This window comes from Cellulomonas sp. NPDC058312 (genome assembly GCF_042880135.1).
Classification (GTDB): Bacteria; Actinomycetota; Actinomycetes; order Actinomycetales; family Cellulomonadaceae; genus Cellulomonas.
On sequence record NZ_JBHVZE010000004.1, the window covers coordinates 203,282 to 224,393 of the forward strand.

Annotated in this window: 17 protein-coding genes; 11 read left to right on the forward strand and 6 right to left on the reverse strand. The window is 75.3% G+C overall.

All coding sequences use genetic code 11. The features are described 5' to 3' along the window. Nucleotides 1–39: 39 nt before the first annotated feature. Nucleotides 40–1,437 (reverse strand): FAD-dependent oxidoreductase, encoded by a 1,398-nt coding sequence (locus tag ACFVXN_RS13545; RefSeq protein WP_389233184.1) that lies wholly within the window; start codon nt 1,435–1,437, stop codon nt 40–42. A 216-nt stretch (nt 1,438–1,653) separates the two neighbouring features. On the opposite strand from ACFVXN_RS13545, the gene rarD reads away from it, so the two are divergent. Next, nucleotides 1,654–2,622, forward strand: coding sequence for an EamA family transporter RarD (gene rarD / locus ACFVXN_RS13550; RefSeq protein ID WP_389233187.1), 969 nt, complete (start codon nt 1,654–1,656; stop codon nt 2,620–2,622). Here rarD and ACFVXN_RS13555 read toward each other — a convergent pair. The 3 genes from ACFVXN_RS13555 to eccD are packed head-to-tail and all read right to left on the reverse strand — an operon-like array spanning nt 2,597 to nt 6,672. Beyond that, on the reverse strand, nt 2,597–3,892 hold the full coding sequence (locus tag ACFVXN_RS13555; protein WP_389233190.1) for a S8 family serine peptidase: 1,296 nt from the start codon (nt 3,890–3,892) through the stop codon (nt 2,597–2,599). The genes rarD and ACFVXN_RS13555 overlap by 26 nt on opposite strands. After that, the gene (eccB, locus tag ACFVXN_RS13560) at nt 3,889–5,319 is read right to left on the reverse strand and encodes a type VII secretion protein EccB (RefSeq protein ID WP_389233193.1); all 1,431 of its coding nucleotides are present in this window, start codon (nt 5,317–5,319) and stop codon (nt 3,889–3,891) included. Before eccB ends, ACFVXN_RS13555 begins: the two co-directional genes overlap by 4 nt. 3 nt (nt 5,320–5,322) lie before the next feature. Further along, a complete protein-coding gene (eccD, locus tag ACFVXN_RS13565) occupies nt 5,323–6,672 on the reverse strand; it encodes a type VII secretion integral membrane protein EccD (RefSeq protein WP_389233196.1) in 1,350 nt (449 codons plus the stop codon). Nucleotides 6,673–7,072: 400 nt separating this feature from the next. Between eccD and ACFVXN_RS13570 the strand changes: the two genes are divergently transcribed. The 10 genes from ACFVXN_RS13570 to ACFVXN_RS13615 all read left to right on the forward strand — a co-directional run bounded on the left by ACFVXN_RS13570 (nt 7,073) and on the right by ACFVXN_RS13615 (nt 18,076). Further along, nucleotides 7,073–7,384, forward strand: a complete 312-nt coding sequence (locus ACFVXN_RS13570; protein ID WP_389233199.1) for a WXG100 family type VII secretion target — start codon at nt 7,073–7,075, stop codon at nt 7,382–7,384. Nucleotides 7,385–7,403: 19 nt separating this feature from the next. Beyond that, the gene (locus ACFVXN_RS13575; RefSeq protein ID WP_389233202.1) at nt 7,404–7,688 is read left to right on the forward strand and encodes a WXG100 family type VII secretion target; all 285 of its coding nucleotides are present in this window, start codon (nt 7,404–7,406) and stop codon (nt 7,686–7,688) included. A 163-nt stretch (nt 7,689–7,851) separates the two neighbouring features. After that, nucleotides 7,852–8,223, forward strand: a complete 372-nt coding sequence (locus tag ACFVXN_RS13580; RefSeq protein WP_389233205.1) for a hypothetical protein — start codon at nt 7,852–7,854, stop codon at nt 8,221–8,223. Beyond that, entirely contained in the window at nt 8,223–9,497 is a 1,275-nt protein-coding gene (locus tag ACFVXN_RS13585; protein ID WP_389233208.1) for a S8 family serine peptidase, read from the forward strand. Before ACFVXN_RS13580 ends, ACFVXN_RS13585 begins: the two co-directional genes overlap by 1 nt. Beyond that, nucleotides 9,490–10,968, forward strand: a complete 1,479-nt coding sequence (locus ACFVXN_RS13590; RefSeq protein WP_389233211.1) for a hypothetical protein — start codon at nt 9,490–9,492, stop codon at nt 10,966–10,968. Before ACFVXN_RS13585 ends, ACFVXN_RS13590 begins: the two co-directional genes overlap by 8 nt. A 258-nt stretch (nt 10,969–11,226) precedes the next feature. Beyond that, nucleotides 11,227–12,429, forward strand: coding sequence for a S8 family serine peptidase (locus tag ACFVXN_RS13595; protein ID WP_389233214.1), 1,203 nt, complete (start codon nt 11,227–11,229; stop codon nt 12,427–12,429). Nucleotides 12,430–12,512: 83 nt separating this feature from the next. After that, nucleotides 12,513–13,763 (forward strand): S8 family serine peptidase, encoded by a 1,251-nt coding sequence (locus ACFVXN_RS13600; RefSeq protein ID WP_389233217.1) that lies wholly within the window; start codon nt 12,513–12,515, stop codon nt 13,761–13,763. 150 nt (nt 13,764–13,913) lie between these two features. Further along, entirely contained in the window at nt 13,914–14,504 is a 591-nt protein-coding gene (locus ACFVXN_RS13605) for a hypothetical protein (RefSeq protein ID WP_389233220.1), read from the forward strand. Between the two features lie 340 nt (nt 14,505–14,844). After that, nucleotides 14,845–17,532, forward strand: coding sequence for a GDSL-type esterase/lipase family protein (locus ACFVXN_RS13610; protein ID WP_389233223.1), 2,688 nt, complete (start codon nt 14,845–14,847; stop codon nt 17,530–17,532). Continuing rightward, nucleotides 17,525–18,076 (forward strand): hypothetical protein, encoded by a 552-nt coding sequence (locus tag ACFVXN_RS13615; RefSeq protein WP_389233226.1) that lies wholly within the window; start codon nt 17,525–17,527, stop codon nt 18,074–18,076. The genes ACFVXN_RS13610 and ACFVXN_RS13615 overlap by 8 nt, the downstream gene beginning before the upstream one ends. Nucleotides 18,077–18,119: 43 nt before the next feature. Here the strand turns inward: ACFVXN_RS13615 and ACFVXN_RS13620 are convergent, their stop codons facing one another. Further along, complete coding sequence (locus tag ACFVXN_RS13620; protein ID WP_389233229.1) at nt 18,120–19,505, reverse strand: RDD family protein; 1,386 nt, start codon at nt 19,503–19,505, stop codon at nt 18,120–18,122. A 106-nt stretch (nt 19,506–19,611) separates the two neighbouring features. After that, nucleotides 19,612–20,967, reverse strand: coding sequence for a hypothetical protein (locus tag ACFVXN_RS13625; RefSeq protein WP_389233231.1), 1,356 nt, complete (start codon nt 20,965–20,967; stop codon nt 19,612–19,614). Nucleotides 20,968–21,112 lie beyond the last annotated feature (145 nt).

The following is a 21,112-nucleotide window of genomic DNA, read 5'->3' on the forward strand; positions in this document are numbered from 1 at the left end:
CCTTCCACTCTGCGGCGGGGCGGCGGGGACGCGGGCGGGTCAGGCCTCCGCGGCGGCCCGGGCCAGCGCGATCCGGATCATGTCCTCGCGGGGCACGACCTTCACGCGCTCGCGCCCGTGCGGCTCGCCGAGCTGGCGCTCGTACGCGTCCAGGAGCTCCCAGCCGGACCACTCGATGGCCTCGACGCCGCGACCCGCGAGGGCGTCGACCACGGCCGCCGGGTCGGGCTCGGTGGCCGACAGGAACGGGTTGCCGGGCGCGTCGAGGTCGCCCGCGTCCTCGACCAGGTGCCGGATGGTCTCGCTCGCGTCGGACTTGGTGTGCCCGATCAGGCCGACCGGGCCGCGCTTGATCCACCCCGTCGTGTAGACGCCGGGCACCGGCTCGCCGTCGGCACCGACGACGCGGCCCTCGCGGTTCGAGATGACGCCCGAGGCGTGGTCGAACGGGATGTCGGGCAGCGGCGAGCCGAAGTAGCCGACCGCCCGGTAGACGGCCTGGACGTCCCAGTCGTGCAGCTGCCCGGTCCCGGCGACGCTGCCGTCGCCCGCGAGCGCGGTCCGCTCGGTGCGCAGCCCGACGACCTTCCCGTCCTCGCCGAGCACCTCGACGGGCCGGTGCAGGAAGTGCAGGTGGATGCGACGGCTCGCCGTCATCTCGTCGGGGTCCTTCAGGGTCCAGTCCGTGAGGGTCTTCACGACCTGCTTGGTCTGGTTCGACGAGTTGATCGCGGCGACCGAGCCCTCGTCGAAGTCGAAGTCCTCCGGGTAGACGACCACGTCGACGTCCGGGACGTGGCCGAGCTCGCGCAGCTCGAGCGACGAGAACTTGGCCTGCGCCGGCCCGCGACGCGCGAAGACGTGCACGTCGGTGACCGGGCTGGCCTTCAGGCCCTCGTAGACGTTCGCCGGCACCTCGGTCGGCAGCAGGTCGTCGGCGTGCTTGGCGAGCACCCGCGCCACGTCGAGGGCCACGTTGCCGGCGCCCAGGACGGCCACGTGCTGCGCGGTCAGCGGCCAGGTCCGCGGCACGTCGGGGTGCCCGTCGTACCAGGACACGAAGTCCGCGGCGCCGTACGACCCGTCCAGGTCGATGCCCGGGATGCCCAGCTCGGCGTCCTTGATGGCGCCGGTCGCGAAGATCACCGCGTCGTAGTGCCGGCGCACGTCCTCGAGCGTGAGGTCGGTGCCGTAGTCGACGTTGCACAGCAGCCGGATGTCGCCGCGCTCCAGCACCTTGTGCAGGGCCACGATGATCTGCTTGATCCGGGGGTGGTCGGGCGCGACGCCGTAGCGCACCAGGCCGAACGGCGCGGGCAGCCGCTCGATCAGGTCGATGGACACGTCCAGACCGGAGCGGGACAGGATGTCCGAGGCGTAGATCCCGGCGGGTCCGGCGCCGACGACGGCCACGCGGACAGGGCGGTTCGAGCTCACGCAGGTGCCTTCCGTGTTCGAGGTCCCGGCGCGGGCGGGGCTCCGGCGGCATCGCTGAGGACGTCACGGCCGTCGCCCGGCGCTGCACTCACCGGGTGGTGCGCCCCAGTGTAAGGCCGACCTCACTGCGCCAGCGGGCCTCGAACTCCTGCCAAGTTGCGGACCTGCCCCCGCCGCCCGACCGACCCCCTGCCGCGGGGGCGTTACGGTCGGCGCGTGAGCTCCCCGACCCCCGTCGCACCCCCCGCCGCACCTGCCACCGCGCTCGACCCCCGGGGCCTCGCGACCGGCCTCGGCGCCTACCTGCTCTGGGGCGTGCTCCCGCTGTACTTCGAGCTGCTCAAGCCGTCCGGCGCGGTCGAGGTCGTCGCGCACCGGGTGCTGTGGTCGCTGGTGTTCTGCGCCGCGGTGCTCAGCCTGACCCGGACCTGGCGCGCGCTCGGCACCGTCCTGCGGTCCGGCCGCACGATGGGCCTGGTCGCGACCGCCGCGGTGCTGCTCGCCGTCAACTGGCTCACGTTCGTGTTCGCCGCCCTCAGCGGGCACGTGGTGGACGCGGCGCTCGGGTACTTCATCAACCCGCTCGTGACCGTCGGGCTCGCGGTGCTGGTGCTGCGCGAGCGGCTGCGTCCCCTGCAGTGGGTCGCGCTGGCGTTCGGCGGGGTGGCGGTGCTCGTCATCACCCTCGGCTTCGGGCGGTTGCCGTGGGTGGCGCTGACGCTGGCCGGTTCGTTCGGCGTCTACGGCCTGCTGAAGAACCGCGTCGGGCGCAGCGTCACCGCCGCCCCGGCCCTGGCCGCCGAGACGCTGGTCCTGGCCCCCGCGTCGCTGGTCTACCTGCTCTGGCTGCAGCAGACCGGCGACGCGACGTTCGGGGTCAACGGGGGCTGGCACGCGCTCGCCGTGGCCGGCACGGGGGTCGCGACCGCGCTGCCGCTGCTGTTGTTCGGCGAGGCCGCGCGCCGGCTGCCGCTCAGCGTCGTCGGGATGCTCCAGTACGTCGCCCCGGTGCTGCAGTTCGCGATCGGGGTGCTGGTGCTGCACGAGACGATGGCGCCCGCGCGGTGGTGGGGGTTCGCGCTCGTGTGGGTCGCGCTGGTGCTGCTGACGGTCGACGGGCTGCGTACGCAGCGCGCCCAGCGGCTGCAGCGTGCCGCGGTCAGCCCCGGCGTCGTCGGCCCGTGACGCGCGCGCCGAGCGCGGCGAGCAGCACCACCGCAGCCCCGGCGATCCCCCACCACACCGCGGCCCGACGCGCCCCGGCCAGCGGGTCGACCCGCGGCGACACGTCGACCGTCCGGGCGTCCGCGGCCTCCCCCGCGGCGGCGGCGTGCACCGGGCTGGGCGGGCCGAGGGCGGTGCCGTCGTCCACGAACGCGAGCGCCTCGTCCGGGCGGACGACGCCCCAGCCGACGAGGTCGTCGCGTGCCGCGGGCTGGTCGCGCGCGGCCGTGACCTCGAGGCGGTGGGCCCACTGCGCGGGCGTCTCCTCGGGGTACCGCTGGACCAGCAGGGCAGCCGCCGCGCTCACGTACGCGGTCGCGAAGCTGGTGGAGACCCCGTCGCCGGACAGCATGCAGTCGCCCGCCGCGTGGAACGCGGTGAGGATGTTCGTCCCCGGGGCCGCCACGTCCACGTGCGCGCCGTGGATGGCGTCACCGGACGGGTTGTCGTCGACGTCGACGGCCGTCACGGCCAGCACGCCCTCGTAGGCCGCGGGGTAGCGGGGGCCGTCGGTCTCGTCGGAGCTCGTGGTGCGGTTGCCGGCGCTGGCCACGACGAGCGCACCGGCGGCGGTCGCGCGCTGCACCGCCTCCGCGAGCGCGGGGGTGTCGACCGGCGTGCTCATCGAGACGTTGACGACCCGGGCCCCGCCGGCGACCGCGGCGTCGATGCCCGCGGCGATCCGCCCCGCGTCGGGCGCGACGCCCTGCTCGCGGGCCTGGTCGTCGTCGGCGTAGTACACGCGGACCGGCAGGATCGTCGCACCCGGGGCCAGTCCCACGACGCCGGACCCGGTGACCTGGCGCGCCGCGATCTGGCCCGCGACCGCGGTGCCGTGCCCAGCGGTGTCGGTGCGACCGGTCGGGTCGCCCGCGACGCCGACCAGGTCGACGCCCGGGAGCACCGCGTCCGTCAGGTGCGCGTTCCGGCTGTCGACGCCCGAGTCCACGACCCCGACGACCACGCCGGCGCCGGTCGCCGACGACCAGGCGCGCGGCGCGGCGAGCCGCGTGAGCGCGGGCGGCGAGTCGGGGACGTAGGTGACGACCGCCTGGTCGCACTGCCGACCCGCGGCGGCGGGGACCGCGGTCGTGGGGAACGTGGTCGCGGGGACGGCGGTCGTGGGGGCTGCCGCCGCGGCGGCGAGGCCCGACGCGGGCAGCGTCAGCGCGACGAGCAGCCCGGTGACGGCGGCGCGACGCCGGGCCGGGCCGCGGTGCGCGAGGGTCACGGCGCCCCGGTCGCGGTACCGGTCGCGGTGCCGGTGCCGGTGCCGGTCTGGGTGCCGGTCGCCGTCCCGGTCGACCCGGCGGCGGTCCCACCGGACACCTCGGTCGCGGCGGCCTCCACGGTCAGGGACGGCCCGGTGGGCAGCAGGTCCGCCCAGGCCGGGGGCACGCGAGTGACGTCGTCGGGCGTGTAGCCGAGGCGGGCGAGCACCTCGTCGGACGCGTCGGGGACGGGGTACGCGCGACCCGAGCCGTCGACCAGCCGGACGGTCGCCGCGGCGCCGTCGGCGCTCTGCGCGCGCACCAGGGCGCCGGACCCAGGGGCGACGCGCACACCGGGCTCGACGGGTGCGCCCTCGCGGACGACCAGGTCGACGGACTCCCCCGCGTCGCCGGTGGTCAGCGCGACGCAGGTCGTGGCGCCGGCACCCGGGAGCGTCGGGACCGCCGCGGGCAGGTCGGCCGGGGCGACGGGCGTCGTGGACGTGCGCACGGCGGCGATCTCCGACGGCGTGACCTGCAGCGGCGTCGTCGCGAGGTCCCCGGCGCCGAGCAGGTACAGCGGGTACGCGAGGTCGGACAGCGGGGCGAGCTCGCCCTGGGCGTCGACCACGTAGCGACGGGTCCCGTCGCCGGTGCCGGACACCTCGACGACCGTGCCCACCCGCGTGTCGATCGGCAGACCGCCCTGCGGCAGCGCCGACGAGCCGGCGTCGGCGACCGTGAGCGGCGCGAGGTCGGTGCCGGCGGGCACGAGGTTGAGCCAGTCCGCGCCTGCGGCCAGCGGCTCGGCGGTGTCCATGCCGAGGGCGCGCAGCACGGCGGCCTCGTCGCCGGTGGGGATGCGGTGCCGGGTGCCCTCGCTGACGAGGTAGAGCGTCCCGGCGACCTCGACCAGCGCACCGGTGCCGAGGCCGGCGGGGGTGGCGGTGGTGTCGGGGTCGATCCCGAGCGCGGTCGTGCCGTCGGGGGCGACGCACGCGAGCCAGCCCGTCGAGGTCAGCCGGCCGGCGAGGGGCAGCTCGTCGGGGGCGCCCGGGATGCCGATGGTCGCGCCGCGGGGGGCGTCGGTGATGTCGTCCTCGCTGACGTCGACCACGTGGAACGACCCCGAGTCGAGCACCAGGCGCGCGCTGGTCACGTTGAGCACGGGGTGCAGCGTCCCCTGGATGCCGACGTACCGGCTGCCGTCGCCCTCGACGATCACCAGCGACTGGTCGTCCCAGCCGTCCGCCAGGGACGGGCTGAGCAGTCCCAGACCCAGGCTGCCGAGCACCAGCAGCACGCTCAGGGACACACCGGCGACGACACCGCGCAACGGCTTCGTGGGCTCGAGCTCGCGCCCGCCCGGGGCGCCGCTGGTGAAGGCGGTGAGGAGGCGCCGACGGCTGTAGGTCTGCGCCTCGACGAGGTCACGCTTGGAGGCCACGGGTCAGACCAGGCCCGCCGCGGTCACGCCCAGCGGCAGCAGCAGCGCCAGGCAGAGGATCTCGAGGAAGTCGCCGAGCCGAGCCAGACCGACGCGGCGGCGCGGCGCGACCAGGCCGAGCCCGATGACCAGGGCGGCGGCCGCACCGGCGACGACCACCAGGAGCGGACGCCACGACGGGTGCTGCGCGGCGGCGACGACGGCCACCACCACCAGGTCGATGACGGAGATGCTCACGGTCAGCAGCACGTCGAGCCGCGAGTAGGTCTGCCGGGTGGCGAGCAGCAGGCCCGCGGACGCGAGCACGAGCAGGACGGTCCCGGCGATCCCGGTCTGCACGACGGCGGGCGTCGCCAGCAGCGCCAGCGCCCCGATCGCCACGCGCAGCGCGACCTGGATGCGGTGCCCCGCGGCGAGCTGCGCTTGCACGCGCGCCGACTGCACCGCGGGCGGGTCCGCGAGGATCTCCGCGTCGTTGCGCGGCGAGACGACCCGCAGCGGCGTGCTCGACAGCGCGAGCCACGGCACGCCGATGCTGGCGGTCGCGACCACGGCGACGACCACGGCCAGCACCTCGCCCGGTCGGGCGTCGGTCAGCGCGATCGCCGTCCCGGCGACCGCCACGGCCAGGCCGCCGGCGAGCGGTGCCGCGCTGAGCTCGCGGCGGTCGACCAGCGCGGGCATCCCGAGCAGCCCGGCGACGAGCACCCCGGTGCCGGCGAGCGCGGCCGGCCAGCCCCACGACGGCGGGGTGGACGTGGCGGTCAGCCCGGCGACGCCCGCGAGCACCGGCGCGACCAGCACGAGCACCCGACCCGCGGCGGGCTCCGTGCCCACCCGGCCGATGACGGCGCCGGCGACGAGGGCGAGCACCGCGGCGAGCGCGGCGACGACCGGCGGGACCAGCGACGCCTGGTCCGCACCGAGCAGCAGCGCGGCACCCGCCAGCAGCAGCGCCCCCGACGCCCACGCGGCGCTGAGCGCGGAGTCGCGCGGCGTCCACGGCGCGTACTGGTGCTCGACGGCGTCGGCCACGGCCTCCACGACGTCGTCGTAGATCCGCTCCTGCTCGCGGCGCGCGCCGGACTCCAGGGTCAGGACCGCGCCGTCGGCGACGCCCTCGGCCAGGAGGCTGCGCGCGGAGTCGATCGGCGTGCCGTCGGCGCGGACCAGGCGGTAGCCGCCGTGCGCCGTCGTCGCGTCGAGCAGGCCGAGCTGCCGGGCGAGGCCGGGCACGACCTCGGCCATCGGCACGGCGCCGGGGACCCCGAGGTCGAGGCGTCGGTCCCCCGCGGTCACCGACACCCGCACGAGCGTCCCGACGGACGTCGCGGAGGTGGGTGCGTCTGTCATGGGGTCCCCTGTAATCCCTGGGCAGGTCGGCGGTCAGCATAGCGACGGGGTGGGGCTCCGGCCGCCCCGGACCGGCGGGGGCAGGTCCGTCCGGGTGGCACCCCGCCGACGCACGGCGCCGCGACCGCCGCCGCCCCGTGCACCCAGGGGGCTTGCGCGGGCACCGGATCGGGTAGGACAAATCGGTCGATAGTTGACGGATCACCCAGTTGGTGCTGGGCCGATCGGGTGAACCATGACACCGGTCAGCGTGGTCGTCCACAGGTCGGGTGACCTCACCTGACGTGATCCGAACCTGTGAAGTAGCCTGCGATCGGTCCGGGACGTGTGCTCGGTTCAGGCGGCGCCGACCGGGCGCACGTCACGCAAGGCCCACCGGGCCGTGTAGGGGGAGGTGGACATGGCAGCAGAGGTTTCCGCAGCAGACGGCGCACTCAAGCAGGGCGCCGACGCGGTCGCACAGAGCCGCGGCGAGCTCAAGAGCGAGCTCGGCAGCCTGGAGGGCAAGCTCTCCAGCATCGGGTCGCACTGGCAGGGTCAGGGCGCCGTGGCGTTCAACCAGCTCATGGCCCGCTGGCGCGAGGACGCGAACAAGATCGTGTCCGCGCTCAACGAGTTCGAGTCCAACCTGCTCACCTCGCAGTCGACGTACACCGCGTCGGACGAGGCCCAGCAGTCCGCCATGAGCCGCCTTCAGGGCCGGCTGGGCTGATCGGGAGAGGATCACACCCATGAGCGACCTCAAGGTCAACTTCGGGGGTCTGTCGACCGCCGCCGCCGACATCCAGGCCTCCGCGAGCAACATCGAGTCGCGTCTGAACGACCTCGACGCCTCGCTGCAGCCGCTGCGCGCCAACTGGTCCGGTGAGGCCTCCACGGCCTACACCGCCGCCAAGGCCAAGTGGGAGGCCGCGCTGACCGACATGAAGGCGCTGCTCGCCGACGTCGGCCGCGCGGTGTCCACCTCGGGCGAGGAGTACCAGAGCACCGAGCGGAACAACGCCGCCCGCTGGTGAACCCACCCGCTCCGGCCTGACCCACGAGGGACCGGCCGAGCACAGCACGACCCGCGCGGTCGCGACCGCCGTCCCCGGACGGCAGGGCGCGACCGCGCGGCCATCGCGTCGCAGGGGGCGATGTCGGAACCCGCGGTGTCGGGACTACACAGGAGGACGGGACGTGGCTGGCGTTACCGGGCTGACCCTCGAGCAGATCGAGGCCAATCTCAACAAGCTCATCCTCCTGCACGGGGACGTGCAGCGGATGCGCGACCGCGTCACGACCCTGCGCGGGCAGCAGACGAGCAACGTCTGGCCCGCGATCACCGGGGTCGCCGAGTTCGCCGACCAGTACCGCTCCGCCCTGAGTGCGTCAGCCACACGGATCCGTGGCGTCGAGGAGGAGATCGAGGCCTGCCGCCTCGCCCTCGCCGAGAGCGCACGGTCCCTTCAGGCCCGCGACGAGGCCGAGGCAGAGCGCCTCCAGGCACTGGCCAAGCGGCTCGAGACCGTGCGCGAGCTCACGACCGCGCACCGGATGCTCGCCGTCTGATGGGCCGGACCACCGCGCGAACCCGTCGGGTCGTCGCCGTCGCTGCCTGCTCACTACTCCTCCTCGCACCGTCGGTCGCATCAGCCGACGGCATCGACGACGGCCTGTGGTACTACAACGCCACGGGGCTCGAGGAGATCCACCAGCGGGTGACGGGCGCGGGCGTCCAGATCGCCTTGGTCGACGGCCTCGTCAACCCGTCCGCGCCCGACCTCGTGGGCACCTCGCTCGCGCTCCGGGAACCGTCCTACTGCGGCGAGGTCGAGGGCGGACCCGCAGCCGCGACGGCGAGCACGACCGAGCGAGCCCGGCACACCACGTCGATGGCCTCCCTGCTGATCGGCACGGGCACCGGAACCGGCGGCGAGGCGGGGGTCAAGGGCGTCTCCCCTGGCGCTGCCGTCACGGTCTACGCCGCGCGGCTCGAGGACTACCTCTGCCCCACCAGCCCGGACGAGCCCATCGGTCCGCGCGCGAGCGTCCCCGAGGCGATCGCCGCCGGTTCCGACATCATCGTGGTCCCTGGCGGCGTCGACGTCAGGCCTGCGGACATCCTCGCGGCCGCCCGTGCTGGAGTCATCGTCGTCGCGTCGGCAGGGAACGACGGCGGGGCGATCGCCGACACGCCCGCGACCCTGAACGGCGTCGTGACGACTGGCTCCACGACCGTCGACGGATCACTCGACGCGAGGAGCCCGAGCGGAGAGCGCCTGGGAGTCGTGGCGCCCGGGAAGGATCTCCGCTCGACGGATCCCACGTACAGCTACTACGGAGTCACATCCGGGTCCTCGAACTCCGCGGCATACACGGCAGGAGTTCTCGCCCTCGCGATGGAGGCGTTCCCTGACGCCACGAGCAACCAGATCCTCCAGGCGCTGGCACGGACCACCGACGGTTCCCTGCACGAGCTCGACAAGTCGCTGACGCGAGGCTTCGGACAGGTCGACGCCCGAGCTCTGCTCGCATCCGACCCGTCGTCGTTCCCGGACGAGAACCCGTTCGTCGGGGATCTCCCGAGCCTGCGGCCGCCGGCCACCGAGTTCGCGCCTGCATCGACCCCCACCGCCTCCGAGGAACCGGACGACGCGCGTCCGACGGATGAGCCGCACAGCGCTCCGACTGACGACGCGGAGTCGAACTCGGTCGTGGTGGTCCTGGGAGTCGCCGGTGCGGTGCTGGTCGTCGTCCTCGTGCTCACCGTCGTCGTCGTGCGGCGCCGCCGAACAACCTCTTCAACCGACACAGGACCTCACGGGGGGCACCACCATGGGTGACAGCGCCGAACAGCTCAGGCGGACTCTCGACGCCGATCTTGCCTCGATCGGGCAGACCGACTCAACGCTCGGTCTGCAGGCAACGGCCGCGACGGACGCCGCGCAGTCGCTGACCGGGCTGGTCGGGGCCGTCGGGCTCGACGGTGAGAGCGGCTCAGCTGCGGACGCTCGCCTGGCCGAGGTTGCGTCGAGGATCAACGGCATCGCCGCAGAGCTCGAGACGCTCGGCAGCGCCGCCAAGACCGCGGGCGCTGCGATTCAGCGAGCCCAGGAGAGCTTTCACGAGCTGCCCGACGTCGCGTTGACTCCGCAGGAGCGAGTCATCGTGACTGCGGCCCGTATCGCGCCGGTGGTGGGTCCTGCCGTCGGCGTCGCGCAGACCGCCGCCTTCCTTGCTCGCCACGAGGCGACCCGCGAGAGCGACGCCGCCGCCGCGTTGTCTCGACTGCAGACCGATCTCGGCAGCATCCGAATGCCTGACACCGCCGCGACCGACTACGAGTTCAGCGAGCTCCCCGACAGTGGCGACACCAGCAGCTCGAGCACCAGCACCACCCCGTCCACCGGCAACATGCGTGGCTACACCCCTCAGGGCAGCGTGGGCGGGACCGTCGGCTCCAGCTGGGTCAGCGGCGGAACGGGCGGCAGCTCCGTCCAGCCGTCGTGGAACCCCCCGGCGTCCGGGGGCTCCGAGCTGGGCTCGGGCTCGAACAGCGGCAGCGGATCGGGCGGCGGAGGCACGGTCTCCCCGACCTACCCCGGCGGCTCCGGCACCGGCGGCGGTCACATCCCTGGGACCGGTGACGGCAGCTCGTCCGACGGCAGCGTCGGCGGCGTCGTCCCTGGTGGATCGGGGTCCGGCGGCGGTGGGTACCTCGGCGGCTCCGGCGGGTCGGGCAACGGTGGGTACGGTTCCGGCTCGGGCGGACTGGGTGGCCTCGGTGCGGGCGGTCTGGCCGGCGGGCTGACGGTCGGCGGCGCAGCTCTCGGGGGTGCCAGTCTCAACCGGCTCGCCGCCGGCTCGGTGTCAGGCGGCTCGGGCAGTGCCGGTGGCCTGGGTGCCGTAGGTGGCATCGGCGGCTCGGGTGGTGCGGGCGGTCTCGGCCGGGTCAGCGCCGGTGGCGCCGGGACGGCGGGCGGCTTCGGCGGCGGTGCGGGGACCTCGGGCTCCGCGCTGTCCGGCTCGACCTCGTCTGCGCTCGGACAGGGCTCGCAGACCGGCACCGCGGGTGCGGCGGCCTCCGGCCAGCGTGCCGGTGGACCGATGGGCCCGATGGGTGGCGGCGGAGCCGGCGGCGGCGCGGGCAGCGCCTCGAAGCGGCGTCAGTCGTCGGGGCTGCTGGCCCCAGACATCGCCGTCGAGGACGGTGCACTACGGCCCGACCTCGGTGCCGGCGCCGGCGCCGGGGGTCGTGACGCGCTGCGCGCACCCGCCCCGGCGGTCGCCCAGGCCGACGACGACGAGTGGTGACCCGAGCGTTCATCACCGCGTGACGTCCGCTCGGACCATTCCGGGACCGAGGACGTCCACGAGCACGAAGCAAGTACCTGCGGATCGTGCCCGCCCCGCATGACGCGGCGGGCACGATCCGCGCATGCGCGTCGCAGGGGGCGACGTCGGAGCATCGGCGTGAAGGGACGGACCATGCGACGGGCCACTCAGAGCAGTCGAACGAGAGAGTCGCGGACGCGCCGCGGCACGCTAGGGCCGCTCGCTGGCGCTAGCGTGATGGTCGCGCTCGCCCTGCCGACGTCGTCGGCGGCGGCTGCGGACATCCAGGACGGTCTTTGGTACTACAACGACACCGGCCTGGCAGAGGTCCACCAGACCGTCACGGGCGCGGGCGTCAGGATCGCCCTGGTTGACGGCCTGGTGAACCCCGCAGCCGCCGACCTGGTCGGTACGTCCCTCACGGTGCACGAGCCGTCGTACTGCGCCGAGGTCGACGGAGGCACGGCTGCCCCGGCAGCGGACTCGTCACCACGCGCACGGCACACGACGTCGATGGCCTCCCTCATCCTCGGGACCGGAGTGGGAAACGGCGGAGAGGCGGGCGTCAAGGGGGTCGCCCCCGGTGCCTCGGTCACGACGTTCGCCTCCCTGCTCGAGGAAGGACTGTGCCCGACGTCGGAGGAGTTGCCGGCGTACAACGCCGCCTTCCTCGACGCGATCGCCTCGGGTCCTGACATCATCGTCGTCCCGGGGACGACCGCGGTGGACCCGGAGGATGTGGTGGAGGCGGTGCGCGCAGGCGTCATCGTGGTTGCCGCTGGCGGAAACCAAGGGGGCCCGGTGACCGGTCCCCCCGCCGGGTACAACGGCGTCATCTCCACCGGCACGACCACCGCCGACGGCGCAACAGACCCGGGTAGTCCTGTTGGAGACCTGCTGGGTGTCGTAGCCCCCGGTGCCGACACCCGGTCGATGGATCCGACCTACAGCTACTACGGCACGACGACGGGGTCGTCCAACTCAGCCGCCTTCACCGCCGGGGCCCTCGCGCTCGCCATCTCCGCGTTCCCGGACGCCACCACCAACCAGATCCTGCAGGCGTTGGTCCGGACGACGGACGGAAGCCAGCACGCGCCGAGCAGGACGGGTGAGCGCGGCTTCGGGGCGGTCGACGTCCGGCAGATGCTTGCGTCCGACCCCTTGAGCATGCCGGACGAGAACCCGTTCATCTTCGACACGGCGTGGTCTGAGCCGCAGGCCGAGGATTTCCTCGAGCTCGACGCCCCCGACGGGCCCGAGACGCCTGACGCAGCCCCTCCCGGCGCCGCGTCGGGCGGTTCCGAGGAGTCGGTCAGCACACTGCCGGTCGTGCTTGGCATCGCCGCGCTCGCGCTGGTCGCCGGCACGAGTCTCGTACTTCGCCGACGTCACCGTTCACGACAGACCGCGCAGAGCGCGAACCAAGACCACCATGAATGATCGCGACGAAAGGCTGTCATGCTCGCCCACTCGCTGAAGACCGTCGCGGGCGTCCCTCGCCGGTCCCGAAGTGATCTCGTCTGATGAGGCCTACCACCACGCCCCGCGCCGCGCACGGCCTCGCCGTCGCCGCCCTCCTCGGGTCGTCCGTGTTCCTCGCCCCGACCGCATCCGCGGCGACCGATACCGACGGGCTCTGGTACTTCACCCACACCGGGATCGCCGAGGCCCAGCAGATCGCCAACGGGGCCGGGGTGAACATCGCGCTCATCGACAGCACCGTCAACCCGAGCGCGCCGGACCTCGTCGGCACCAACCTCTCCGTCCGTGAGCCCTCGTACTGCGCAGAGAGCGAGGGCGGCGAGGCACGGCCCGCGACCGGGACGTCCGAACGCGCGCAGCACACCACGACGATCGCGGCTCTCCTGATCGGCACTGGCGCCGGGTTCCCGGGGGACCCGGGTATCAAGGGAGTTGCACCCGGCGCGCACGTCACGGTGTACGACCGGACGAACGGCAGCGTGTGCCCCGTCCCCGGCTCCCAGGAGCACAGCTCGTCACAGGCGTTCGCCGACGCGGTCGCTGCCGGCGCGGACGTCGTGGTGGTTCCCGGTGAGACCAGCGTCCCCTCCGAGGACTTGTCTCAGGCGGTGCGGGCGGGCGTCATCGTCATCGGAGCCGGCGGTAACCGTGGCGGTCGGGTGTCAGGGGAGCCCGCCACCCGCAACGGCGCCATCGCGACGGGGACGACGACCGTCGACGGGTCCGTCGACCCTGGAAGCACGTCAGGCCCGGAGCTCGGACGTCTCGCTCCTGGAACAGCTATCCGAACGATCGACCCGACACTCACGTACTACGGGACCTCGACCGGGTCCTCCCACTCCTCGGTGATCACCGCGGGTGTGATCGCCCTCGCGATGTCGGCCCACCCTGAGGCGACCAGCAACCAGATCCTGCAGGCCGTCGTCCGGACCACCGACGGCAGCGTCCACGAGCCCGTCCGCGACGAGACCCGCGGCTACGGCGCGATCGACGTCCGCCAGCTCATGACCGTCGACCCCACGACGCTCCCCGATCTCAACCCGTTCATCCGGACGGACGCCGACGCGTTCCCGACGGCCGAGGACCTCGGCGTCATCAGCGACACCGAGTCCACCCCCACCTCCAGTCCGACGGCGCCCGGTTCTGGAACCCGACCCGCCACGCTCGACGAGCCGGAGACCGGGCCGAACCTGCTCGTCATCGGCGGCTCGATCGCCGGTGCGGTCGCCCTGGCCGCAGTCACGGTGACCGTCGTGATGCGCCGCCGCCCGCGCCACGGACCGACGGGTTGACGACCTGAGGCTCACGCTGGAGGCCGACCCTCCGAGCACCATCACCGGGGGCACGCGCGGCCGACCGCGTCCGTGGCAGCACGCAGACGACCCCCGCGGAGACCGCAGGAACCGACGGCCCACCGGGCTGCGCGGCCCTACGGTCCGGGGATGCCGACCCCGCCGGAGCCGCCGCCCCCGCCGCCGCACCCCGGGCACCCGCGCCGCCGTCCCCGCGGGGGGTGCCTCGTCGCGCTCGGCGTCGTGGGGGTCGTCGCGGTGCTCATCGGCGTCCCCGTCGGGCTCGTGATCCTCGAACGTCGACCCGAGGCGTGGGAGCGGGAGGCCCTGCTCACCGCGAGTCCGTTCGCCCGCATCGTCACCGCCGGGGCGGACCGCGTCGAGGGCCGGTCCCGTCCCCAGACCCAGAAGTTCGGGCGGTACCTCGAGGGCGTCTCGACCGAGGCCGTGTTCTGGACGGGCTTGACCCTTGACGACGTCGCGGACAGGGTCGCCGAGGCCGTCCAGGCGCTCGATCTCGGCGACCCGTTGTGCATCCAGCTCGACGCGGGCCCCGACGCCTACGAGTTGACCGCCCGCCAGTCGGCTACAGGCGCGCTGTGGTGCAACGTGTTCGACCGCGACAGTCACGCTCTCGGCGCCGTCATCGCGTGGCAGGACGGCGCACAGGTGACCGTGCTCATCACCTACGGGCCTGGGCGCGGCTACCGCGAGTGGCCCGGCATCACCCCCACCGGCTGAGAGGCGGGACGTGCCGGGTGCCGGAGTGCGCGAGGCCTCCGTAGGAGCACGCAGGCACGCCCGAGGCTCCCGCAGGGACGGCGCGGGCGGGGGTCGGCACGACCCTACGGTCGCGACATGCCGACCCGACGCCACGTCCCGACCGCCTCGCGGGTCGCCGCCCTCGCCGTCACCGCCGCCCTCGCGGCGACCACGCTGCTGACGGCTACCGCGCCCGCGTCCGCGACCGGGGGCGACGAGCGGGACGTGTCCGTGTCGCACCCGGTGGACGGCGCGCGCGTCTCGGGACCCGACGTCACGCTGACCGGGTCCGTCGGCGTCGGGGCGGCCGGGGTGGTGGGTGCAGTTCGTGGTGGACGTCTCCAGCTCGACGTGGTGGTCCGTCGGGATGGACTGCGACGGGGACGGCACGTCGGCCGGGGACGACCTGAACGCGGACGGTCGCCGTGGGGACGTGCTGGACTGCGAGATCGCCGCGGTCGGGGCGCTGAACGCGGACCTGCGCGCGCAGCCCGCCGCCGCGACGGGGGTGCGGGTCGGGCTCACGGCGTTCGCCGGCACGGCGGTGGTCGCGACGGTCGACCCCGACCCGGACCTGGGCGCGAGTCCGTACTGGGTGACGCCGGGCGCCACCGCCACGGGCCCGGGGACCGGCACGGACGTCATCCCGCGGCTGACCACGGTCGCGTCGTCGCTGCGGGTCGACTCGGTCGGGCAGTACGTCGGCGCGCGCCTCACCGGCGGCACGAGCTTCGACGCCGCGATCACCCGGGCCGCGGAGGCGTTCGGCGACCCCGCGGTCGCGGGTGCCCGCCAGGTGGTCCTCGTGCTGTCCGACGGGCAGGGCCCGGTGAGTCCGGCGACCCTCGACCGGGTCGCCGCGCTCGGGCTCCAGGTCCGGACGTTCGCGATCGGTCTCGGGTCCGGGGGGTGCGCCGCGAGGTCCGCGCTCGCGAGCCTCGCCGCGGCCGGCGGCGACGTGTGCACGTCGGTGTCGAACCCCGCGGGCCTGCGGTCGGCGCTGACCTCGAGCACCCCGGCGGCGGTGCTCGGCGTGGACGTCACCGTGGGCAGCAGCACCACCGCGGCCACGGTCGACGCCCTCGGCAGCTGGTCCGCGACCGTCCGGGACGTCGCCCACGGCCCCGCCACCGCGACCGTCACCGCGCGCTACGTCGACGGGTCGACGTCGGTGCAGCAGGTGCCGTTCACGGTCGGGGAGGTGTTCCGGTACGTCGCGATGGGCGACTCCTACGCCTCGGGCGAGGGCGTCCGGCCGTACCTCGACCAGGACCCCACGACCGGCACCGGCAGGACCGAGGCGTTCCTGTGCCACCGGTCCGCGCGCGGCTGGCCCGCGCTGGTGCGGCGCGACGGGACCGGCGACACCATCGCGGACCAGGCGGCCGACGACCCGGACCGGACCGCGTTCGGCCTCGTCGCGTGCTCCGGGGCGCGCATGGTCAACCTCGACACCGTGCCGCAGCTCAAGGAGGGGTTTGGCAAGTGGCTGACCAACCCACCCCAGGTCCAGGCCCTCACCCCCGACACCGACCTGGTGACCCTGTCGATCGGCGGCAACGACATCGGCTTCGCCCCGATCATCAGCCACTGCATGCAGAAGATCGCCTGCTACGACGACGCGTTCGTCACCGACGCCCTGGGCCGGGACATCACGTTGCGGGACTGGTCGACCATCCGGATGGCCCTGGTCGGCAGCGAGCTCGGCGGCATCTACCGGGACGTCCGGAACCGGACCGGCCCGGACACCCGGGTCATCGCCCTGACCTACCCACGGCTGGTCAGCGGCAGCTGGGCCGGCCCGGTGTTCGGGAACACCTGCCTGGCGCTCGGCCCGGGCGAGCGCGGCTGGCTGCGCGCGCAGGCCGACACGTTCGCGGACATCGTCCACCACCAGGCGCGGCGCCGGCACGTGGAGGTCGCCGACGTGCGGGACGCGTTCGAGGGGCACCTGGTGTGCGACCTCGACAACCACGTCTACCCGGTCGAGACCACCCGCATGAGCGACCTGGACCAGGACTTCGGCCACGTGGTCAGCGCCGCGTCGTTCCACCCCACCTCCCAGGGCGTCGCGCACTACGCCCGGATCGTCAACGAGACGCTCGCAGGCCAGGGCTCGGGCGCGGACGCGTCGGCCGACGTGCTCGACCCGGCGTCCGACGCCGCGGGCGCCCGGACCGCCGACCCGGCCGAGCCCCCGGCCACGGAGCCACCGGGCGACCCGCGGATCGCGACCGACCCGGCGGCGGTCCTCGCCCGCTACCCGCAGGAGACGATCGACGCCGTCGCCGCGACGACCTTCGCGGAGGTCCGGCTCGGCCACGGCCCCAGCAGTCCCGGGACACCACGGTGCGACGCGGTCGTCCCCGGCGAGCGGGTGCCGTACCGCGGCGAGGGGTTCGCGCCCGGGTCCGCCGTCACCGCGCAGGTCCACGTCGACGGCCGCGTCATGTCGACGGCCACCACCACCGCCGACGACGACGGACGGGTGCGCGATGAGCTCGTGACGCCCGCCGTCGACGGCAGCCCGCTGCTGTCCGTGCGGTTCACGTCGACGACGCGCACCGGCACGGCCGTCGGGTACGCGCACGCCGAGACGACCGACGACCCGGCGTGCGTGGCCCCGGTCGTCGGCGTCGGCCGGGCCACCGCCGGCGACACCACAGCCGCGCCCGGCGAGCACACCGGGAATCCGGCTCCCGGACCGGCCGGGGAGCGGTCCCCCTCGCAGGCGCCCGCCACCGGCGGGTCCGCGGGCGCCGATGCGCCGACACCTACCGGCTCGGCGGCACCCACCCCGCCGGCGCCGGCGCCGGCCCCCGACGCCACGTCGACCGGGCCGGGACACCGGACGGGCACCGGCGGGCCAGGACCGGGTGCCGCGCCCGACCCCCTCGCGACGACGGCCACCACGCGCACGAGCCCGCTCGGGGCCGCCGGAGCGGCGACCCTGCTGGCGGGCGCGGCGGCGCTGGCCCTGGTCGCGTGGCGGAGGCGACGTGCGTAGCCGCCGGGGGTGCCTCGTCGCGCTGGGCGTCGTGGGGGTCGTCGCGGTGCTCATCGGCGTCCCCGTCGGGCTCGTGATCCACGACCGACGGGCGGAGCCGTGGGAGCAGGAGGCCCTGTTCACCGCGGGCCCGTTCGCCCGCATGATCACCGCCGGGGCGGACCGCGTCGAGCGCTGGCCCAATCCCCAGACCCGGAAGTACGGGCGGTACCTCGAGGGTGTGACCGCCGAGGCCGTGTTCTGGACGGGCCTGACGCTGGACGACGTCGAGGACCGGGTCGCCGAGGCGGTCCGCGTGCTCGATCTCGGCGACCCGCTGTGCATCCAGCTCGACGCGGGACCCGACACCGACGAGCTGACCGGACGCCAGTCGGCCAGCGGCGCGATGGGGTGCAACTTCCTCGACCGGGACGGCCACGCGCTCGGGGGACTGTCGGCATGGCAGGACGGCGCACAGGTGACCGTGTTCCTCACCTACGGGCCAGGACGCGGCTACCGCGAGTGGCCCGGCATCACCCCCACCGAGAAGCCGCCCGGCTCCTGAGCACACCGCCGGCGCGCGCGGCCACCGACCGGCCTCCCCGACCTCAGCCCCGCGCAGCCCCCGGCGCGTCGATCCGCACCCCGCGGTCCCCCACCTGGATCGTCGACCCGGACGGCACCGGCACCCGCTGGTCGGCGGGCACGGCCACGACCCGCCCGTCGGGCAGCCGCAGCGTCGTGCCGTTGCCGGAACCGGCGTCGCAGACCCAGAACGTGCTGCCGTCGATCCCGAACCGGGCGTGCGTGCGTGAGACGCTCCGCTCCGGGTCGTCGACGACGATGACGTGGTCGCAGCGCTCGCCCGGGGTGGGGCGCGGTGCGCGGCCGATGAGGCCGGGGCCCGTGACGGACATGACCTGACCGGTGTCGAGGGTGACGAGGAACGGTGCGGGCTGCGCCTGGTGCGCGACGCGGGCGGGCGCGGGCTCGTCGGGGCGGGCCTGCGCGGGGACGACGGGGCGCACACCCGTCCAGCCGTCCGGGGCCGCACCCGGGCCTGGGGCGGCACCGGGACCCGCGGTCGGCGCGGCGGGCTGCGCGGCGACCTCGCGGGCGGCGCGGCGGCCGGACGGGGCGGCGGTCGCCGCACCGGCACCCGAGGGCGTCGCGGGCTGCGGCGGGGCGACCGGCGCCGGCGCGGTCCCGCCGGCGGCACGCGACGGCGGGGCCACCGGCACCTGCGCGGCAGTCACCTGCGGAGCACCCACGGGCACCGGCCCCGCGCCCTGCGGTCGGGCCTGCGGCGGCGCGGGTCGCCCGGCGGCGGCGTCCGCGGCGTCGAGCGCCTCCTCGACCGCCCGCTCGTGGGCACGCACGTCCACGACGACGGCGCGGCCGACCCGGTCGTGCCAGGCCTGGGCCCTGCCGGTCCTGTCGAACGCGCCCGACGCGACGACGAGCCACTGGCCGAGCCCCGCGGCGGCGTGCCCGGCGGCGAGCACCAGCCCGCGCAGCGCCGCACGCGCGGGCCCGACCGAGTACGGGGTCTCCTCGCGGGCGGTGCGCAGGCCGAGCAGGCTGTTGCCGAGGGTGCGGCCGGTGTGCGCCTCCCAGACGACGAGCCCGACGGCCAGCTCGACGACGGTCAGCGCGACGAGCAGCAGCGACCCCGTGCCCACGAGGACACCGCCGGCGACGGTGCCGACCGCGACCGCGTCGATCGCGTAGGCGAGCACCCGGCGGCCCGGCCCGGCGGGCACCGCGGCACCGAACGCGGGGTGCAGCACGGCGGGGCGCGGCTCGCGGGGCCGCTGCTCGACGCGGGTGCGGGGTTGGGCCTCGACGACGTGCACGGTGACGTCGGCCTGGACGGGCTGACCGCAGGCGGTGCAGAACCGGGCGTCGGCGCGCACCGGGCGGCGGCAGCTCGCGCACTCGCGGACGGCGACGGTGCCGACGCCGCCGGCGGGCCCGGGAGTCGTCGTGCTCATGCTCGGCTCCACGTCCCGACCCCCGTCATGCGCGTCATCCTGCCATCGTCCGGCCGCCGGCCCCGGCCCGCGCCACCCGACCGGGTCACGAGCCCACCCCGCGGAGTCACGACGTCATCCGGCGGAGCGTCTCGATCATGTCGGCCGCGATCAGCGCCGCGGGCATCGCCGCCACGACCCCCAGGCCCTCCACGAAGTCGCCGAACCGCGACGCGACCACCGAGGACCAGCCACGGCCGAGGGCGATGCTGACCGCCGCCGCCACGAGCGCGAGCAGCACGCAGCCGACCGCCACCAGCGCACCGTCGTCGAGCCGCGACCCGCCGACCGCGGCCAGCTCCACGAGCACCAGCGCGGCGGCCACCCGCGGTGCCCAGCGCGCGACGGCGCCGCGGGCGGACCGGGGCTGCAGGCTGAGCACGACGACGAGCCCGGCGACGAGGACGACCGCACCCCAGCCGCGCAGCGTGTCGCCGAGCGCGGCGACCAGCAGCACCGGCACCAGGACGGGCGGCACCGCGCAGACCAGCAGCACGCCCGCGTCGGACCGCCGCTCGGCGGAGTCGACGGTGCGGCCGACCTGGCGCTCGTTGACCCGGCCGAGCCCGCGCGGCCGCGGCCCGCGGACCGACGGGGCGGTGCGGGCGACGTGCGCGAGGTCGACGAGCTGGTCGTCGGGCACGGACAGCGACCACACGGGCAGCAGCCGCAGGGCGAACGGCACCAGGCCGAGCAGCACGGCCGCGACGACGACCGCGGGCAGCCCGGCGAGCAGCACGGCCAGGGCCAGCCCGGCGACGACCCCGACGGCGGTCAGCAGCACGGTCGCGAGGTCCTGACCTCGGCGCTGCGCGCGGGTGGTGACGAACCGGACCGCGGCGGCGCCGGTCGCGGCGACCAGCCCGGCCACCAGCGCGAGCCGGCGGTCGGCGTCCCCGGCCGGGTCCACGGCGGCGACGCCCGCGGCCAGACCCAGCAGCGGGGCGACGAGGGTGGCGGCCGACTCCGCCGTGGTGCGCGCGGTCGCGAGCAGCAGCGCGCCGACGCCGAGCACCACCGCGGCGACCAACGCGACCCACCCCCGGTGGGCCGGGTCGAGCAGCTCCACGGCACCGAGGACCGCGGCGGACGCCCCGGCGGCACCGATCAGCGCGGGCTGCGGGTCGGGACGGCGGGCGACCCACGCGGCGCGGGCCCGGGCCGCGCGGCCACGGGGCCGGGGCGCGGGGGCGACGACGTGCACGAGCGAGCCGTCCTCGACCTGCGCGGCCAGCGGCGACGTGAGGTCGAGCGCGCGCCCGCCCGCGTCGATCACGAGCAGTCCCGGGGTGCGGGTCACGCCCGCGGCGGTCAGCACCTCGGCGAGGGTCCGGGAGGCGTCGAGGGCGACGTCGAGCCGCCGGCTGCCGAGGTGCACGGCGACCCGGGTCAGGGGCTGCACGGCGGTGGCCGGGACGGTCACGCGCGCCTCCTTCTCCCGCCGGTGGTGCCCGCACCGGGCCGGGGCGTCGGCGGCGGACCCGCCTGCCCCCGGGCGTGGCGCCTGTCATGCTATGCGGTCCCCGCCGTCCCGCACGGCACGTCACGGGCACCCGTCCCACGGCCGG

Coding starts and splice junctions, on each gene's coding strand:
- ACFVXN_RS13600 (WP_389233217.1), top strand. CDS start 12,513: ATGAGGCCTACCACCACGCCCCGCGCCGCGCACGGCCTCGCCGTCGCC.
- ACFVXN_RS13595 (WP_389233214.1), top strand. CDS start 11,227: ATGGTCGCGCTCGCCCTGCCGACGTCGTCGGCGGCGGCTGCGGACATC.
- ACFVXN_RS13590 (WP_389233211.1), top strand. CDS start 9,490: ATGGGTGACAGCGCCGAACAGCTCAGGCGGACTCTCGACGCCGATCTT.
- ACFVXN_RS13620 (WP_389233229.1), bottom strand. CDS start 19,505: ATGAGCACGACGACTCCCGGGCCCGCCGGCGGCGTCGGCACCGTCGCC.
- ACFVXN_RS13605 (WP_389233220.1), top strand. CDS start 13,914: ATGCCGACCCCGCCGGAGCCGCCGCCCCCGCCGCCGCACCCCGGGCAC.
- ACFVXN_RS13585 (WP_389233208.1), top strand. CDS start 8,223: ATGGGCCGGACCACCGCGCGAACCCGTCGGGTCGTCGCCGTCGCTGCC.
- eccD (WP_389233196.1), bottom strand. CDS start 6,672: ATGACAGACGCACCCACCTCCGCGACGTCCGTCGGGACGCTCGTGCGG.
- ACFVXN_RS13570 (WP_389233199.1), top strand. CDS start 7,073: ATGGCAGCAGAGGTTTCCGCAGCAGACGGCGCACTCAAGCAGGGCGCC.
- ACFVXN_RS13575 (WP_389233202.1), top strand. CDS start 7,404: ATGAGCGACCTCAAGGTCAACTTCGGGGGTCTGTCGACCGCCGCCGCC.